14 protein-coding genes and 1 tRNA gene are annotated in these 16,711 nt (G+C 59.7%); 8 read left to right on the top strand and 7 right to left on the bottom strand.

The window, feature by feature from the left end; translation table 11 throughout:
• Positions 1–103: 103 nt before the first annotated feature.
• The gene (locus tag IFT59_RS09395; RefSeq protein WP_062453178.1) at positions 104–631 is read left to right on the top strand and encodes a DUF4142 domain-containing protein; all 528 of its coding nucleotides are present in this window, start codon (positions 104–106) and stop codon (positions 629–631) included.
• A 191-nt stretch (positions 632–822) separates the two neighbouring features.
• Here the strand turns inward: IFT59_RS09395 and IFT59_RS09400 are convergent, their stop codons facing one another.
• Both IFT59_RS09400 and IFT59_RS09405 read right to left on the bottom strand, forming a co-directional pair.
• Positions 823–1,107: a hypothetical protein gene (locus tag IFT59_RS09400; protein WP_139283848.1), complete on the bottom strand. Its 285-nt coding sequence runs from the start codon at positions 1,105–1,107 to the stop codon at positions 823–825.
• Between the two features lie 168 nt (positions 1,108–1,275).
• A tRNA-Thr gene (locus IFT59_RS09405) sits at positions 1,276–1,351 on the bottom strand.
• Between the two features lie 260 nt (positions 1,352–1,611).
• On the opposite strand from IFT59_RS09405, the gene IFT59_RS09410 reads away from it, so the two are divergent.
• Complete coding sequence (locus IFT59_RS09410; RefSeq protein WP_062580078.1) at positions 1,612–2,385, top strand: NAD kinase; 774 nt, start codon at positions 1,612–1,614, stop codon at positions 2,383–2,385.
• 73 nt (positions 2,386–2,458) lie between these two features.
• Here IFT59_RS09410 and prfB read toward each other — a convergent pair.
• The 3 genes from prfB to IFT59_RS09425 all read right to left on the bottom strand — a co-directional run bounded on the left by prfB (position 2,459) and on the right by IFT59_RS09425 (position 7,615).
• Positions 2,459–3,587 (bottom strand): peptide chain release factor 2 gene (gene prfB / locus IFT59_RS09415; RefSeq protein WP_192086684.1). Its coding sequence is split into 2 segments (ribosomal slippage): positions 2,459–3,517 and positions 3,519–3,587, totalling 1,128 coding nucleotides; the frame shifts between segments, so codons are not numbered across the junction.
• Positions 3,588–3,708: 121 nt separating this feature from the next.
• Positions 3,709–6,186, bottom strand: coding sequence for a penicillin-binding protein 1A (locus IFT59_RS09420; protein WP_192086685.1), 2,478 nt, complete (start codon positions 6,184–6,186; stop codon positions 3,709–3,711).
• A gap of 265 nt (positions 6,187–6,451) precedes the next feature.
• Complete coding sequence (locus IFT59_RS09425) at positions 6,452–7,615, bottom strand: N-acetylmuramoyl-L-alanine amidase (protein WP_192086686.1); 1,164 nt, start codon at positions 7,613–7,615, stop codon at positions 6,452–6,454.
• A 760-nt stretch (positions 7,616–8,375) separates the two neighbouring features.
• Here IFT59_RS09425 and IFT59_RS09430 point away from each other — a divergent pair.
• The 6 genes from IFT59_RS09430 (at position 8,376) to aat (ending at position 15,688) form a co-directional block, all read left to right on the top strand.
• Positions 8,376–11,462, top strand: a complete 3,087-nt coding sequence (locus IFT59_RS09430) for an Rne/Rng family ribonuclease (RefSeq protein ID WP_192086687.1) — start codon at positions 8,376–8,378, stop codon at positions 11,460–11,462.
• Between the two features lie 305 nt (positions 11,463–11,767).
• Entirely contained in the window at positions 11,768–12,538 is a 771-nt protein-coding gene (locus tag IFT59_RS09435; protein ID WP_062580069.1) for a DsbA family protein, read from the top strand.
• 144 nt (positions 12,539–12,682) lie between these two features.
• Positions 12,683–13,120: a type II 3-dehydroquinate dehydratase gene (gene aroQ, locus IFT59_RS09440; RefSeq protein ID WP_062580067.1), complete on the top strand. Its 438-nt coding sequence runs from the start codon at positions 12,683–12,685 to the stop codon at positions 13,118–13,120.
• Positions 13,121–13,147: 27 nt separating this feature from the next.
• The gene (gene accB, locus IFT59_RS09445) at positions 13,148–13,609 is read left to right on the top strand and encodes an acetyl-CoA carboxylase biotin carboxyl carrier protein (protein WP_062453187.1); all 462 of its coding nucleotides are present in this window, start codon (positions 13,148–13,150) and stop codon (positions 13,607–13,609) included.
• A gap of 9 nt (positions 13,610–13,618) precedes the next feature.
• Positions 13,619–14,965 carry an acetyl-CoA carboxylase biotin carboxylase subunit gene (gene accC, locus IFT59_RS09450; RefSeq protein ID WP_062580065.1) on the top strand — a complete coding sequence of 449 codons (1,347 nt, stop codon included), beginning with the start codon at positions 13,619–13,621 and terminating at the stop codon, positions 14,963–14,965.
• Between the two features lie 105 nt (positions 14,966–15,070).
• The gene (gene aat, locus IFT59_RS09455; RefSeq protein WP_192086688.1) at positions 15,071–15,688 is read left to right on the top strand and encodes a leucyl/phenylalanyl-tRNA--protein transferase; all 618 of its coding nucleotides are present in this window, start codon (positions 15,071–15,073) and stop codon (positions 15,686–15,688) included.
• Positions 15,689–15,709: 21 nt separating this feature from the next.
• Here the strand turns inward: aat and IFT59_RS09460 are convergent, their stop codons facing one another.
• Both IFT59_RS09460 and IFT59_RS09465 read right to left on the bottom strand, forming a co-directional pair.
• The gene (locus IFT59_RS09460) at positions 15,710–16,141 is read right to left on the bottom strand and encodes a DUF2155 domain-containing protein (RefSeq protein WP_192086689.1); all 432 of its coding nucleotides are present in this window, start codon (positions 16,139–16,141) and stop codon (positions 15,710–15,712) included.
• Positions 16,142–16,227: 86 nt separating this feature from the next.
• Positions 16,228–16,626 (bottom strand): NADH:ubiquinone oxidoreductase subunit NDUFA12, encoded by a 399-nt coding sequence (locus IFT59_RS09465; RefSeq protein WP_192086690.1) that lies wholly within the window; start codon positions 16,624–16,626, stop codon positions 16,228–16,230.
• Positions 16,627–16,711 lie beyond the last annotated feature (85 nt).

Below are 16,711 nucleotides of genomic sequence, written 5' to 3' on the forward strand. Positions count from 1 at the left end.
GCTTCGACGCTTTATCTCAATCAGATGAAGTACCACGTTGAAAAATCTTTGCGGAACCTCTTTGATTTCCATGGGTTGGTAGGGCTCACAGGAGATACCGACCATGAAAAAAACAATTCTCACCGCAGCATTTCTCATGACCGCAACGGCAGCTTTCGCGCAGTCGGCTGCAGAAAGCACCGGCGCAAACTCGGTTCTGGGTCGCGCTCCGACCACCGCAGACTTTATCATGCAGGCGTCTGCGAGCGGTATGTACGAGATCGAGTCGAGCAAGCTCGCGCTGACCAAGGGCGACGACGCCACCAAGAAATTTGCGCAGCAGATGATTACAGACCATGAAAAGGCTTCTGCCGAACTCAAGGCGCTGATCGACAGCGGCAAGGTTCAGGGCAATCCTGTCACGGCATTGACCGAAGATGACAAGGAAGATGTCGACGAGCTGGCAAAGCTTGAAGGCGCCGATTTCATCGAGGAATATTTCGACGATCAGGTCGAAGCACATGAAGACGCGGTAGACCTCTTCAAGCGCTACGCTGAAGAAGGTGAAAATGCCGATCTGAAGGCCTTTGCCGCGAAGACACTTCCGGCCCTCGAGCATCACTACAAGATGGCACAGGACATGGATAAGTAAGAACTACCCTTCCACAACTGCCATACGCTAAAGAGACAGCCGCCTGATTCTTCGAGGCGGCTTTTTCTGTTGCTTCGCCCTCAGACCCAACGCCCGGGAGGTCGTTGGAAGCTTACTGAGCAGCGAACCGTCAAACGGATGGTTTTGAAAACGCGAGATAGCGACGCACGAAGGATGCATTGACGTTTCCGTCAGGCCTCAACCGCTGCGTCACGCTTCTTCTTGCCGTCCAATAACTGAGCGAAGAGTTCGGCCTGTCTTTCGGTTGCTGCTCGGATCGCATTGAGCTGCAAAAGCATGCTGCCAAACGCTGCGACGAGCACAGAGCCGATGAAGGCGGGTGCCGCCCAAGGCAGTGCTGCCAAGAGCGCGAGCAGGGCATAGGACCCCTGCCCGGCGCTGGCCATCAGCGCCACGAGGGCGCAGACCACCAGAACGATCCCGATCCAGCCAATCCACATCAAGACTTTTCCCATCAGTCTCCCCTTAAATTTAAGAGATCCTGACAGAGCGCATTCCATGTTGCAAGGATTGGCCGGCACGAGAAGAGATGCCGGAAAGACAACGGAGCGACGTGCGTCACACCCTGCTCTCCTCAGCCCGAGAAAAGCATGATCAACCGATCAAAATGAATGGGATAGAAGTGGTGCCCCCGACAAGGTTCGAACTCGTGACCCCCTGATTACAAATCAGGTGCTCTACCAACTGAGCTACAAGGGCACTTCTGGGGGTGGAATTACCAGATTCTGATTTCGTGTAAAGCGAAAATTCCGTTGATCGCGATAAACACTTTCGAGAAACGAGATACTCGTGGTCTACCCGCAGCCGGAATGGCTGACGAAGTACCGACGCTGCACGGAAGCGGCTTGTTCGTCCTGTCGTTTCTCCTATAGCTACCTGCTGGAAGCCGTATGTTGACGATGCGGTGTTTCAGACCTGTATCCCTGGGCGCATGTCCGCGTCACACCAAAGGCCTTCCCATGTCGATCGCGACCGAAAAGCTCGCATTCATCGCCTCAACGGCACCCGATGCCGAGGCAGCGTTTGACGAGCTGACCCGGCTTTATGGAAACGTTCCCCTGGTGGAGGCCGACGTGGTCGTGGCCTTGGGTGGTGACGGGCTCATGCTGCAAACGCTGCACGAGACCATGCATATCGGCAAAAGGGTCTACGGCATGAACCGAGGCTCGGTCGGCTTTCTGATGAACGATTTCGAAACGGTCGATCTTCCCGACCGAATCGCGCGTGCCGTCGAAAACGAGTTTCACCCGCTAAAGATGACGGCGACCGATGCCTGGGGTGCGATATCCCACTCGCTCGCGATCAACGAGGTCTACCTGTTCCGCCAATCCTATCAGGCCGCGAAGCTGAAGGTGGTGGTCGATGGGCACACAAGGCTGGAGGAACTGATCTGCGACGGCCTGATGGTCGCGACGCCTGCCGGCTCCACCGCCTACAATCTGTCGGCGCACGGGCCGATCCTGCCGCTGGAGGCGCCGCTTCTGGCGATGACGCCCGTCAGTGCGTTTCGTCCGCGTCGCTGGCGCGGTGCGCTTTTGCCAAACCGTGTCTGCGTCGACATCGAGATTCTCGAGCCGGAAAAGCGACCGGTCAACGCGGTCGCCGACAATACCGAGGTGAAATCCGTCATCCATATCCGCATCGCGCAATCGACTGAATTGACGGCACGGCTTCTATCGGATCCCGACCATTCCTGGTCTGACCGGATCTTGGCCGAGCAGTTCAACGACTGACAACCACCCCCAAGAAACGAAAACGGCCGGATCGCGAGATCCGGCCGTTTGTGATTCGTGATGCGTCCAAACCTTACTCGGCGTCGGCGCCAAGATCGGGCTTGCCGCTGATGCGGTGTGCAAGGGCTGCTTCCATAAACTCGTTGAGTTCGCCGTCGAGAACGTCGCTGGGTGCCGTGCTTTCGACACCGGTGCGCAGGTCCTTCACCAGCTGGTATGGCTGCAGAACGTAGGAGCGGATCTGGTGGCCCCAGCCGATGTCGCTCTTCGAAGCGGCTTCCGCATTGGCGGCCGCTTCGCGCTTCATCAGTTCCGCTTCGTACATACGGGCGCGCAGCATGTCCCACGCCTTGGCGCGGTTCTTGTGCTGCGAGCGTTCCTGCTGGCAGGCGACGACGATACCGGACGGAATGTGCGTGATACGCACGGCCGAGTCGGTAGTGTTGACGTGCTGCCCGCCGGCACCCGACGAACGATAGGTGTCGATGCGGCAATCGCTCTCGTTGATCTCGATGTTGATCGAGTCGTCGACCACAGGATAGACCCAGATCGACGAGAACGACGTGTGGCGGCGTGCCGCGCTGTCGTAGGGCGAAATGCGCACCAGGCGATGGACGCCCGACTCGGTCTTCAACCAGCCGAACGCATTGTGTCCCTTGACGAGTATGGTCGCGGACTTGATGCCGGCCTCTTCGCCATCGTGCACTTCCAAGAGCTCGACCTTGTAGCCCTGGCGCTCGGCCCAGCGGGTGTACATCCGCAGCAGAATGTTCGCCCAGTCCTGGCTTTCCGTGCCACCGGCACCGGAATGCACTTCGACATAGGTATCGTTGCTGTCTGCCTCGCCCGAAAGCATCGCCTCCACCTGCCGGCGGTTGGCTTCGGTGCGCAACGTCTTCAGCGCTTCCTCGGCCTCCTTGACGATCGATTCGTCGCCCTCGTCTTCACCCATCGCGATGAGCTCGATATTGTCGTTGAGCTGCTGATCGAGTGCTTTCACGCCGCTGATGCTGTCATCCAGATGCTGGCGCTCGCGCATCAGCTTCTGCGCTTCGGAGGCGTCGTTCCAGAGGTTTGGATCCTCTGCCTTGTCGTTCAACCAGTCCAGTCGTCTTACCGCCTGGTCCCAGTCAAAGATGCCTCCTCAGCAGGCTTATGGCCTGCTTGATTTCGTCGGTTACGTTGATGATTTCCGCGCGCATGGCGTAATGCTTCTCTCGTCTTTTCGTTGTTGACCGAAGTTGCGGTGGACATAGTTGCGCCGGCCCCGGAAGTAAACCCCGGGCCGGCGCGACGATGTCCCAGAGGACGGCAGTATGAGGATCAAAACAGGCCGGAGGCACCGGACGTGATGGCCTGCTGTGCCTGTGGCGAGGAGTCCAGGATCTGGTCCTGCGTCATGTATTCGCCGCCACCGATGACCTGGAAGACATCGGCCGGGCCGGTGCCGGGCTTGAAGGCTTCGGTGATCGTATCCGGCTCGCCTTCCATGGCCATCATGCCCGTCTTGCGGTTGACAGCGACGAACTGCATGCCTTCCGGCACCAGGAATTTTTCAGCCGGCATATGCTTTGCCGCCGCTTCGATGAACTGACCGAAGATCGGCGCTGCAAGTCCGCCACCCGTGCTGCCGCGTCCGAGCGGACCCGGTGTGTCGAAGCCGATGTAAAGACCGGCCACGATGTTCGGCGTAAAGCCGACGAACCAGGCGTCCTTCTCGTCATTGGTCGTTCCGGTCTTGCCGGCGACCGGACGGTCGGTCAGATGGATCTTGCCGGCCGCGCTGCCGCGCTGCACGACGCCTTCCATCATCGACGTGATCTGGTAGGCGGTCATCGGATCGAGAACCTGCTCGCGGTTGTCGGCCAGAACCGGCTCTTCCTGGTTCGCCCAGCTGTTGGCGTTGCAGCCTTCGCAGGTGCGCTCTTCATGACGGAAGATGGTCTTGCCGTAACGGTCCTGGATGCGGTCGATCACGGTCGGCTTGATCTGCTTGCCGCCGTTGGCGATGACCGCATAGGCAGATACCATCCGCATCACGGTCGTTTCGCCGGAACCGAGCGACATGGCGAGAACCGGCAGCATCTTGTCGTAGATGCCGAAGCGTTCGGCATATTCGGCGACCAGTTCCATGCCCATGTCCTGCGCCAGGCGGACAGTCATCTGGTTGCGCGACTTTTCGATGCCGGTGCGCAGCGTTGCCGGGCCGTTGCCGTCCTTGTCACCGTAGTTCGACGGGCGCCAGACCTGGCCCCCAGTGACAATCTCGATCGGCGCATCAAGCACAACCGATGCCGGGGTGTAGCCGTTGTCGAGCGCTGCAGAATAGACGAAGGGCTTGAACGACGAACCCGGCTGACGCATCGCTTGGGTGGCGCGGTTAAATTCCGACTGTGCATAGGAGAAGCCGCCGACCATGGCGAGAACGCGGCCGGTATTCGGGTCCATCGCGACAAAGCCGCCCTGGACCTTCGGAGGCTGACGCAGCCGGAAGGTCTTGGCTTCTTCATTGATCGGCTCGACATAGACGACGTCGCCCGGGCTCAGCACGCCATCGGGACCTTTCGCCGTCCTGCGAGAACCCTTTGCGTCGCGATAGGCCCATTTCATGGCGTCCGCGGGGATTGTTCCCGTCACGCGCTCTTCGGTCACCTTGCCGCCACCATCGGCAGCGGGGCGCAAACCGATCTCGGCGGACTTGGCGGACGCGCTGATCACGACGGCAAGCTGCCATTCCGGGACATCGCGCAGGTCAGGCGCCTTGCCGTCGGTGATCGCCTTGGCAAGCGAGACACCCCAATCGGGTGAAATGTCGACCGTGGTCACCGGGCCCTGAAAACCGCGGCGTTCATCGTAATCAAGAAGCCCGTTCTGCAGCGCGGCGCGCGCAGCAAGCTGAAGCTCGGGATTAATCGAGGTGCGGACGGACAGGCCACCTTCATAGAGCGACTTGTCGCCATAACGGCCAATGATCTGGCGACGCACCTCTTCGGAGAAATAGTCGGACGCGAACAGGTGCGTACCACTCCGGCGCTGCTTGACACCAAGCGGCTGGGTCTTGGCATCGTCGGCGTCCATCTGGGTAATGTAGCCGTTTTCGGCCATGCGATCGACAACCCAGTTGCGGCGATCAAGCGCTGCCTGCTGATGGCGGAACGGATGATAGTTGTTGGGGCCCTTCGGCAGCGCCGCGAGATAGGCTGCTTCCGCCGTCGTCAGTTCCGTCACCGACTTGTCGAAATAGGTCAGCGCCGCACCGGCGATGCCATAGGAGTTAAGGCCGAAGAAGATCTCGTTGAGGTAGAGCTCGAGGATCTTGTCCTTCGAGTAGGCCTGTTCGATGCGGAACGACAGGATCGCTTCCTTGACCTTGCGGTCCATCGTCTGGTCTGCCGACAGAAGGAAGTTCTTTGCCACCTGCTGGGTGATCGTAGACGCACCTTCCGGACGACGGCCTGAGCCGAAGTTCTGGAGATTGTTCACAACCGCGCGGCCAAGGCCGAAGATATCGACGCCGGGATGGTTGTAGAAATTCTTGTCTTCGGCAGACAGGAAGGCCGCCTTGACCCGGTCGGGGATAGCCTGGATGGGGAGGAACAAGCGACGCTCGCGCGCATATTCCGTGACCAGTGCACCGTTGCCGGCGTGGACACGTGTGGCAACCGGAGGCTCATAGGCAGCAAGGACCGCATAATCGGGCAAATCCTTGGATACACCATTCAAATAGATGGCAACCGCTGCAGCAACGCCCAGAAAAAGGACGCAGGCCATTCCAAAGAAGTATCCAATCAATCTGATCATGTCGAAGCTACCGTTCGGCTTTCGGGTTGCTGCGCAAGGCGCAACATCGCATGGTTCTCGGCGTTTTGCACGGTGATTACGCCAGCGCAAGGCGTCGAGGATAAAAGGCGCGTTATCCGCCCTGCCTCGTGCAGCAGGTGTAACCGTCTGAATGTGCGTAAAATAGGGCTTCAACCAAGGTATTTCCGCAACTTAGCTTGTATACGGGGATATTCCCGGGCCGTTGTTGCACGTCAGCCACGCCGCATGCGACGCAGCACTCCCCTCACCCGCCGTTGGCGACAGAGTGACCGCGATACCGATCGACGGCTGCGGCAATCAGGTCTGCAATCCGGTTGCGCCAGTTCTGATCGAGCAGAAGTTTTTCGTCTTCCTGATTGGACAGAAAACCCAGCTCGAGCAGGACGGAGGGAATATCCGGCGCCCGCAGCACCTGGAAGCTTGCCTGCCGATGCGGGTTGTTGATGAGCCCGATCTGCCCCTCGAACGACTTGACGACATTGTCCGCCATGGCGATCGAGAAGGCCTGGGTCTCGCGCCGCGTCAGGTCGAGAAGGATATCCGCCACGTCCGACGGTCCGTTCTGAATGCTGTAGCCGGCGAGCTGGTCAGAAAAGTTTTCTCGCGCCGCAAGGTTCTCCGCCATCCGGTCCGATGCCTTGTCGGAGAGGGTATAGACGGTGGCACCGCGGATATCCTTTTGCGTCAGCGTATCGGCGTGAAGGGATATGAAAAGGTCGGCGCGATGTTCCCGCGCCGTCGCCACCCGCTCGGACAGCGAGAGAAACGTGTCGTCGTCACGCGTCAGAAATGCCTTCACGCCGGATAGCCGGTTCAGGCGCTCGGCAAGCGTCTTTGCGAAATCGAGGGTGATGACCTTTTCCTGCGTCTTCGTCGTCAACGCAGTCGCGCCGGCATCAATCCCGCCATGGCCTGCATCAACCGCAACGGTGAAAACGCCGTCGTCGGCCATCAGTGGCGTCGGCTCCGAGTCAGTTTGCGTCGTGGCGCGCCAGTCCTGGCCTTTCAGGAGAACGGCAAACTCTTCCTTCGAGACGACCTCGGCATCGAGGACGAGACGCCACATGCCGTTCTCCCCCGGCCGAACATCCGCTGTCGAGAGCTTCACTGGCCGGTTGGTGGTCAGCACGATCCGGGCGCTCTGTTCATCCATGGTGCCGAAGCGGATATCCTTGAACAGACCGCGCGGCGATAGATCTTCGGGCGGAAACCCGAAGGCGGTCGCCGAGAGGTCGACAATCACGCGTTCGGGGCCGCCAACATAGTGCACTGAAAACTCAGGCTTCGATTCGAAGTCGATGACAATGCGGCTGCGTGCCGCGTCGCCGGCAATGCGGGCTCCGAATGCGAGGATTGGCTTCGTGGTTGCCGCCATCGCAGGCGCCAACGCTGCCCCAGCAAGCAACATGACCAAACCAAAAGCGATTCGCCTTACGACACCGGTTGCACCGGTCGCGAAATCGTATCTGGACGTCTCATGTGATACACGCAACGCACCCGTCGGTTTGCCCACCCTCACATAAGTCCCCTAACCTGACTTCGCACATTCGGAATGCAGCAACGGCAGCCGCTGCAGCCGCATGTTTTTAACATAGCAATTTCATGCAGATCGGATGCGAATCATCTCGTCCGCCCGTTGTTTTTGCATAGAATGGCAATTCGATCGACAATATGGCAAAGGCGGCTTTTCCCTTGCTATTGTGACAGATAAACCATACAACGCGAGCGAAGGTTGAAGTGTTGACGGGATAGTCTGCCGATAGGCTGCCAGCTGATAATGATCTGGCGCCATGGACCGACAGACATCCGCCGTCGCTACGCTTCATCCTGATACACGATCCGCCCGGCGGTGGCCGGAAACATATCGGGTGGCATGCCACCCACCGCTCCATCGAGCAAATCTCATTGGAGCAAATTCATCGGGCCCCGTTTGGGGCCTATGGTAAAGTCATTCTCGTTTGGTTTTTGATGGCGCGGCACAATTTTCAGAACCGGGAGAGATCAGGGACGCCTTTGGCTCCGTCTTCTTTCCGGTTGCCCGCACAATCCCACCCGACGGGATCCTTTTTATCCGGCGGAACGACCATTTCGCATGACAAGCCTGTTGTCGGGGAAATCCTCGCGGCAGGCTTTTGTGCATTTGCTCGGCGCCGAGGAGCAGAATTTACATGGCAGACAAAATGCTTATCGACGCGTCTCACGAAGAGGAGACGCGGGTAGTCGTTGTACGCGGCAACCGTATCGAAGAATTCGATTTTGAATCGGAACACAAGAAACAGATCCGGGGCAATATCTATCTGGCCAAAGTGACGCGCGTTGAGCCGTCGCTACAGGCCGCGTTCGTCGATTACGGTGGCAACCGCCACGGCTTCCTGGCTTTTGCGGAAATCCACCCCGACTATTACCAGATACCGCTGGCCGACCGGCAGGCGCTGATGCAGCAGGAAGCTGAAGACCAGCGCCGCATTGCGGAAGCTGATTCGGCGGATCCTGGCGATCCGGTGGTCGATCTCTCCCAGCAGGACCAGCCGGATGTCGGCATCGTCCCTGTCAACGCCGTAGAAGAACCGGTTGAAGCTGCAGTTGAAGACGCTCCAGCTCCCGAGGACGCACCGGTTGCAGACGTGGCCGAGAAGAAGGCCAAGCCGAAGCGCACCCGCTCGCGCAAGAAGGTTGTCGAGCCGACTGCGGAAGATGCGCCAGCTACTGAAACTGTCTCCGAAGAAGAAGCGCCCTCCTCCGACGAAAACCCGTCTTCCGACGACGAGGGTTCAAAGCCCGGCGAGATGGCGGCAATGGTCGACACCGATTCGATTTCCGAGGATGCCGGTGGGCGTGGCGGGAACGACGACGATGATGATGGTGACGACGACGATCACCACGAGAAGGAAGAGATCGAATCCGTTGGCGCCGAAGACGCCATGGAAGAGGTTCCGGATCGCATCCAGCGCAAGCCGCGCAAGCAGTATCGCATCCAGGAAGTCATCAAGCGTCGCCAGATCCTGCTCGTGCAGGTCGCCAAGGAAGAGCGCGGCAACAAGGGCGCAGCTCTCACGACCTATCTGTCGCTCGCAGGCCGCTACTCGGTTCTGATGCCGAACACGGCACGTGGCGGCGGCATTTCCCGCAAGATCACCCAGCCGACGGACCGCAAGCGTCTGAAGGAAGTCGCTCGCGAGCTCGACGTGCCGCAGGGCATGGGCGTGATCCTGCGCACCGCCGGTGCCAACCGCACCCGCGTCGAAATCAAGCGCGACTTCGAGTATCTGATGCGCCTCTGGGAGAACGTCCGTACGCTGACGCTCGCCTCGACCGCACCTTGCCTCGTTTACGAGGAAGGTTCGCTGATCAAGCGCTCGATCCGCGACCTTTATAATAAGGACATCAACGAGGTCATCGTCTCCGGCGAAGAAGGCTATCGTGAAGCGAAAGACTTCATGAAGATGCTGATGCCGAGCCATGCCAAGGTGGTTCAGCCCTACCGCGACCTTCACCCGATCTTTTCCCGTTCGGGCATCGAGGCACAGCTCGACCGCATGCTGCAGCCGCAGGTGACGCTGAAGTCCGGTGGCTATCTGATCATTAACCAGACCGAAGCTCTGGTTGCGGTGGACGTGAACTCCGGTCGCTCGACCCGCGAACATTCGATCGAAGACACAGCACTCCAGACGAACCTTGAAGCTGCCGAAGAAGTGGCTCGCCAGCTTCGCCTGCGCGACCTTGCCGGTCTGATCGTCATCGACTTCATCGACATGGAAGAAAAGCGCAACAACCGCGCTGTCGAGAAGAAGCTGAAGGATTGCCTCAAGAACGACCGCGCCCGCATCCAGGTCGGCCGTATCTCGCATTTCGGTCTGCTCGAAATGTCGCGCCAGCGTATCCGCGCATCGGTTCTCGAATCGACCACGCAGATCTGCTCGCATTGCGGCGGCACAGGTCATGTGCGCTCGCAGTCGTCGGTTGCGCTTCATGTTCTGCGCGGCGTCGAGGAATACCTGCTTAAGAACACCACGCATGACATCACCGTGCGGACCACGCCTGACATCGCGCTGTTCCTGCTGAACCACAAGCGCGGCAGCGTGGTGGATTACGAGAACCGCTTCGGTGTGTCGATCTTCATCGAATCCGACGTCACCATCGGTTCGAACCACTTTGCAATCGATCGCGGCGAAGCCGTCGAGAACCCGGTCAAGATCGAAAGCCTGATGCAGTTTGCCGCGATCCCCGTTGAGGACGAGGACGACGACATCATCATCGAGGTTGATGAAGAGGAAGAAGACGAGGAGATCGTCGCTGCCGCGCCTGCCGCCAAGCAGGACCGCGAGCGGACCGAAGGCGATGATCAGAACGGCCGCAAGCGCAAGCGTCGCCGGCGTCGTCGCAACCGCAACGGCGAGAAGAATGGCGAAGGCCAGACGCTCGACGCGGCAAGCGATGCCGAATCGGGTGCCGATGACGAAGAAGATGAAGACGGCGACGAGAACGAAGCAGTTGCTGCCGACGGAACTGCGCCTGTCGCAGACGGCGACGACTCGGATGAGAACTCGCGCCGCAAGCGCCGTCGTCGCGGCAAGCGTGGCGGACGCCGCAACCGGACCGAAGACGGTCAGGAGCTGAACGCGTCCGACGACGAGACCCAAACCGCAGACGCTGGTGACGGTTCCGAAGCCGGTCCGGCCGAGATGGTCGCTGCTGACGCGGGTGCTGATGTCGGTTCTGAAACCGAAGCTGCGCCAGTTGACGTTGCTGCAGCGCCGGTCGAGCCTGCGCCCAAGCCACGCCGTTCGCGCCGTGGCAAGGCGTCTTCTAAGACGGAAGAGGTTTCGTCCGAAGTTGAGGCTGTTGCCGAACCTGATGCCGTCGTCGAGACTGCTGCCGAAGCTCCGGCTCCTGCCCCGGTCGAACTTCCGGTGGAAGCTCCGGTCGCAGCGATCGTCGAACAGGTCGATGCAGCCCTTGGCGAACAGACACCTGCCGAGGCCCCTGAAGCTACGCCGGCCGCTGAAGCCTCACCTGTCGCAGAAGCCCCGCAGACCGAAGAAGCCGCGCCGGTCGCAGAGCCTGCTCCACAGGCTGTCGCTGCCGATGATGCGGACGACTCGAAGCCTGCCCGCGCCAACCGCGCCTCCAACATCTCTTCGTCCAGCGAAGCGGTGGTGAAGAGCTCCGATCCTGCCAAGGCAGCGACCGAGAGCGACGGCGATCCGGCCAAGCCCAAAAAGGGCGGCTGGTGGCAAAAGCGCGGCTTCTTTTGAGCCGTAACCCATCCTAGAAATCGAAACGGCCGCGTCTGACGCGGCCGTTTTTTTGTCTGCGGCATGTCCTCAGAAAATGATTCAAGTCGCTTGCTGATTGATTCCGGAAACGGATCTAAGGCTCTGATTGCAAGTGCTTTTTGTACCGCCTGCCCTGCGGAGTCGGCCACTGTTGCGCAGTCCCGGGCACCCCTGCCGTTTTTACTCTATCGCCTCGCGCCACGCTGGCTTAGTTTTGGCGCAAACAGACATGATGGTGCGGCGTTTCGCGCGAAGCCACGCCCAACAGACCGACGAGGAAACGAATGACCCGCCTTCTCAACCCGATACTGAAGACGCTTGCTGCCGGTTCGATGCTGGCCGCAACGGCGTTTGCCGTTCCGGCCTTTGCCCTGGATGACCAGCAGAAGAAGGAGATGGGCGAATTCATCCGGGAATATCTTATCCAGAACCCGGAAGTGATGATCGAGGTCCAGAACGCGCTGGAGGCCAAGCAGCAGAACCAGCGCGTCGACCAGTCCACCAAGGCGGTCGCGGCCAACAAGGAGGCGATCTTTGCCTCCCCCACCGACATCACGCTTGGCAATCCGAAGGGCGACGTCACGGTCGTTGAATTCTTCGATTACAATTGCGGCTACTGCAAGCATGCGCTGGCCGACATGGACACCATTCTCAAGAAGGACAAGAACGTCCGCTTCGTGCTGAAGGAATTCCCGATCCTCGGCCCGGACTCGATTGCCGCGCACAAGGTTGCCAATGCGGTGCGTCTGGTCGCCCCGACAAAGTATGCCGAGTTCCACCGCACGCTGCTCGGCAGCCGCGAGCACGCGTCCGAAGAGACCGCGCTCTCTGTCGCCACCGCGCTTGGGATCGACGGAGCAGCACTGCGGAAGTCGATGAAGGACAATCCCAACGACGATCTCGTACGCCAGGCCTATCAGTTGGCCACCGCGATCGGCATCACCGGCACGCCGACTTATGTTGTCGGAGACGAGGCCGTGTTCGGTGCTGTTGGCCTCGATACGATCGAGGAAAAGGTCGCCAATGTGCGCGCTTGCGGAAAGGCCAGCTGCTGACGGCCGAGATTTCGAGCGGGATGCTGCATTCTTGCCCGTTCGCCGGTGGATGCATGGCGTTTAGGCGCGTCAGGGGCTTTCCCTTGCCGTCCCAGCGGTTTATACGTGGCCGCTGAATTCTGGGTGGAACAAATAGTTATCTCGATGAGCAAACCGATTTTCGTCCTCAACGGTCCCAACCTCAACATGTTGGGAAAACGCGAACCTGGCATCTACGGCGGCAAGACCTTGGCCGATGTCGAGCAGGAATGTGCGGCCGTTGCTGCCGAACTCGGACTGACTGTCGAGTTTCGCCAGAGCAATCACGAGGGCGTGCTCATTGATTGGATGCATGAGGCCGGCGAGCGGGCTTCCGCTGTCGCCATCAATGCCGGCGCCTTTACCCATACCTCGATCGCCCTTCACGATGCGATCAAGGCCATTTCCGTACCGGTGGTGGAACTTCATATCTCGAATGTGCATGCGCGGGAGGAATTCCGCCACCATTCCATGATTGCACCGGCCTGCAAGGGCATCATCTGCGGGTTCGGCACGCAGAGCTACGTGCTCGCGCTGCACGCCTTGAAGACCACCATCGCCTGACAACATAACAAAACAGTAGGGTTTGCCATGTCTGAGAAGAAAGCCGGTATCGACAAGGGACTGATCCGCGATCTCGCGAACATCCTCAACGACACCGATCTCACCGAGATCGAAGTTGAGCAGGATGACCTGCGCATCCGTGTTTCACGCGCAGGCACTCCCCAGTACGTTCAGGCTCCGATTGCAGCCGCGCCTGCCCTCGCGGCCGCCCCTGCCGCCGCTGCAGCACCCGCTGCCGTAGCCGGCCCGGACCTCAAGAACGCGCTCACCGCTCCGATGGTTGGCACCGTCTACCTTGCACCTGCTCCCGGTTCACGCAACTTCGTAGAAGTCGGCGCGACCGTGAAGGAAGGCCAGACCCTCGTCATCATCGAAGCCATGAAGACGATGAACCAGATCCCCTCGCCGAAGTCCGGCAAGGTTACGGAAATCCTGGTCACAGACGGGCAGCCTGTCGAATATGGCCAGCCGCTCGTCATCATCGAGTAAGGCGATCTCATGATCTCGAAAATCCTCATAGCCAACCGCGGCGAGATTGCACTTCGCGTCCTTCGCGCCTGCAAGGAACTCGGCATCGCGACCGTCGCCGTTCACTCGACGGCCGATTCGGATGCGATGCATGTGCGCCTCGCCGACGAGAGCGTCTGCATCGGCCCGCCGCCTTCGCGTGACAGCTATCTGAACATCCACCAGATTGTTGCCGCCTGCGAGATCACCGGTGCCGACGCCGTTCATCCCGGTTACGGCTTCCTGTCCGAGAACGCCAAGTTCGCAGACATTCTGGAAGCACACGGCATCACCTTCATTGGACCGACCGCCGAGCACATCCGCCTGATGGGCGACAAGATCACTGCCAAGAAGACAGCAGTGGAGCTTGGCATTCCGGTCGTTCCCGGTTCGCCCGGCGAAGTTCTGCCTGAGAACGCGCTCGAAATTGCCCGCGAAATCGGTTTCCCGGTGCTGATCAAGGCGACCGCCGGCGGCGGTGGCCGCGGCATGAAGGTGGCAAAGACCGAGGCCGAGCTCGAGGAGGCCGTGTCCACGGCCCGTTCCGAAGCGCTCGCAGCTTTCGGCAACGATGCCGTCTACATGGAAAAGTATCTCGGCAAGCCGCGGCATATCGAGATCCAGGTCGTCGGCGATGGCGAAGGCAATGCCATTCATTTGGGTGAACGCGACTGCTCGCTGCAGCGCCGCCACCAGAAGGTCTGGGAAGAGGCCAATTCGCCGGCACTCGATGTCGAACAGCGCATGAAGATCGGTCAGATCTGCGCCGACGCCATGAAGAAGATGAAGTATCGCGGCGCCGGTACGGTCGAATTCCTCTACGAAAACGGCGAGTTCTATTTCATCGAAATGAACACCCGTCTCCAGGTCGAGCATCCGATCACCGAAGCGATCACCAATATCGATCTGGTGCACGAGCAGATTCGCGTTGCCTCCGGAAACGGCCTGTCCGTGACCCAGGAAGAGATCCAGTTCCAGGGTCATGCGATCGAGTGCCGCATCAATGCCGAGGATCCACGGACCTTCGTTCCCTCGCCTGGCACGATCACGCATTTCCACGCTCCCGGCGGTCTCGGCGTTCGCGTCGATTCGGGTGCTTATGCCGGCTACAAGATCCCGCCTTACTATGACAGCCTGATCGGCAAGCTCATCGTGCATGGACGCACCCGCGCCGAATGCATGATGCGCCTTCGCCGTGTGCTGGACGAGTTCGTCGTGGATGGCATCAAGACCACACTTCCCCTCTTCCAGGAACTGGTGGACAATCCGGATATCTTGAGCGGCAACTACGATATTCACTGGCTGGAGAACCACCTGGCCGGCGACAAGTCTCACTAGACGCTACCTACCGGATCCACACGATCCGTTAGCGGTTCATAAGATGCTATCGACCATTCCGCGCCAGATGTGGCGCGGAATGTGATGGCCGGATCAAGGAGACCGATGGCAGGGCGTCGTGGCAAATATTACCCGGCAATAACCCCGGAAATTCTGTTGCGAGCCTATTCCATCGGGCTTTTCCCGATGGCGGAAGCCGCCGATGACCCGGAGATATTCTGGGTCGATCCCGAGATGCGGGGTATCCTGCCGCTCGACGCTTTCCACGTCTCCAAGAGCCTGCAGAAGACGGTCCGCAGAAAACCCTTCGACATCCGTTTCGACACCAACTTCGAGGGCGTCATCGCGCTCTGTGCGCAGCCGGCCGATGACCGGCCGAGCACCTGGATCAACGAAACCATCCGCAAGCTCTATCGCGAACTCCACCGCATGGGTCACGCCCACAGTGTCGAGGCTTACGATGGCGACGAACTCGTCGGCGGGCTCTACGGTGTTTCGCTGGGCGCTGCCTTCTTCGGCGAAAGCATGTTCTCCCGCCGCACCGATGCCTCCAAGATTTGCCTGGTGCATCTGGTCGAACGGATGAAGGCCAAGGGGTTCGTGCTGCTCGACACGCAGTTCACCACCGAACATCTGAAAACGTTCGGCGCGATCGACCTTCCCAAGGATGACTATCTCAAGCTGCTGCACGCAGCCGTCAACTCACCGCATCTGGAATTCTGATCAGTCTGGGAATCTTGAATTTCAGTTGGTGGCGCGGGCCGGCGCCGGCACGTCGGAGCTTTGCTTGCAGCCGGTCAGCCAGATATCGTAGATCGGGTGCTCGACGGCGTTGAGGCCTGGGCTGTCTGCGAACATCCAGCCGGTGAAGATGCGGCGGATCTTGCGGTCGAGGGTGATCTCGTCGACCTCGATAAACCCGTCGATCTTCTGGGCTTCCGTCTCGTCGCGGGAGTAGCAGACCTTCGGCGTCACCTGGAGTGCGCCATACTGCACCGTCTCGTTGAGATAAACGTCGAATGTGGTGATGCGACCGGTGATCTTATCGATGCCGTTAAAGACGGCGACGGGATTTTCGATCCGCGCAGCCGAGGCATTTCCCCCTGCCAGAACCGCGACGACGGCCAGAACGACGCCAATCGATCGTGTGCGTAGGGAAAGCTTGGTGCGTGTCATAATTGGTCCCGTCTCGAAAAGGCGTCCTTGGAATGCCCGGTCGAGGACTAGATGTGGAATATGGCTAAAACAGGTGCCAGTCAGGCTCAGTTACCGGGTGTCCAGGCGTCATAGTCGCCGGTTACTCGTGGACGTTCGCCATTGGCCGACAGCGAACCCTGAGGGCGGTATGCAAGCGCCGAGCCGGTCAGATTCGGCTTGTGCGCCTTCTCCCATTCGCGCGCCTTGTAGTCTTCCTTCGACGGAGGCGTATCGGTGCGGTAATGCATCCAGCCGTGCCAGCCCGGTGGAATAGCGGAGGCTTCGGCGTAATCCTTGTAGATCACCCAGCGCTTCGGCTTACCCCAGGAGGTCATCGGGCCTTCGAAATAGACGTTGCCCAATTCATCATCGCCCACCTTCTCGCCATGGCGCCATGTAAAGAAACGCGTGCCCATGGTTTGGCCGTTCCACCAGGTGAAGATCTGCAGCAGGAGATTTTTCATGGGCTTGTCCATAGGATTGGCAAACAGGTGACCAGTCGAACTGGCTCCACCGCTTATGCCGCCAGAGAGCGGTGATGTCCAGCAT

The sequence above is a fragment of the Rhizobium sp. CFBP 8752 genome (genome assembly GCF_014842035.1).
GTDB classification, from domain to species: Bacteria; Pseudomonadota; Alphaproteobacteria; order Rhizobiales; family Rhizobiaceae; genus Neorhizobium; species Neorhizobium soli.

Excerpts from the sequence above, each read along its gene's own strand:
- aat (WP_192086688.1), top strand. The coding sequence starts at position 15,071 with ATGGCAGGGCGTCGTGGCAAATATTACCCGGCAATAACCCCGGAAATT.
- IFT59_RS09465 (WP_192086690.1), bottom strand. The coding sequence starts at position 16,626 with ATGAAAAATCTCCTGCTGCAGATCTTCACCTGGTGGAACGGCCAAACC.
- aroQ (WP_062580067.1), top strand. The coding sequence starts at position 12,683 with ATGAGCAAACCGATTTTCGTCCTCAACGGTCCCAACCTCAACATGTTG.
- IFT59_RS09410 (WP_062580078.1), top strand. The coding sequence starts at position 1,612 with ATGTCGATCGCGACCGAAAAGCTCGCATTCATCGCCTCAACGGCACCC.
- IFT59_RS09460 (WP_192086689.1), bottom strand. The coding sequence starts at position 16,141 with ATGACACGCACCAAGCTTTCCCTACGCACACGATCGATTGGCGTCGTT.
- accB (WP_062453187.1), top strand. The coding sequence starts at position 13,148 with ATGTCTGAGAAGAAAGCCGGTATCGACAAGGGACTGATCCGCGATCTC.
- IFT59_RS09425 (WP_192086686.1), bottom strand. The coding sequence starts at position 7,615 with ATGTTGCTTGCTGGGGCAGCGTTGGCGCCTGCGATGGCGGCAACCACG.
- IFT59_RS09400 (WP_139283848.1), bottom strand. The coding sequence starts at position 1,107 with ATGGGAAAAGTCTTGATGTGGATTGGCTGGATCGGGATCGTTCTGGTG.
- IFT59_RS09430 (WP_192086687.1), top strand. The coding sequence starts at position 8,376 with ATGGCAGACAAAATGCTTATCGACGCGTCTCACGAAGAGGAGACGCGG.
- accC (WP_062580065.1), top strand. The coding sequence starts at position 13,619 with ATGATCTCGAAAATCCTCATAGCCAACCGCGGCGAGATTGCACTTCGC.
- IFT59_RS09395 (WP_062453178.1), top strand. The coding sequence starts at position 104 with ATGAAAAAAACAATTCTCACCGCAGCATTTCTCATGACCGCAACGGCA.
- IFT59_RS09420 (WP_192086685.1), bottom strand. The coding sequence starts at position 6,186 with ATGATCAGATTGATTGGATACTTCTTTGGAATGGCCTGCGTCCTTTTT.
- IFT59_RS09435 (WP_062580069.1), top strand. The coding sequence starts at position 11,768 with ATGACCCGCCTTCTCAACCCGATACTGAAGACGCTTGCTGCCGGTTCG.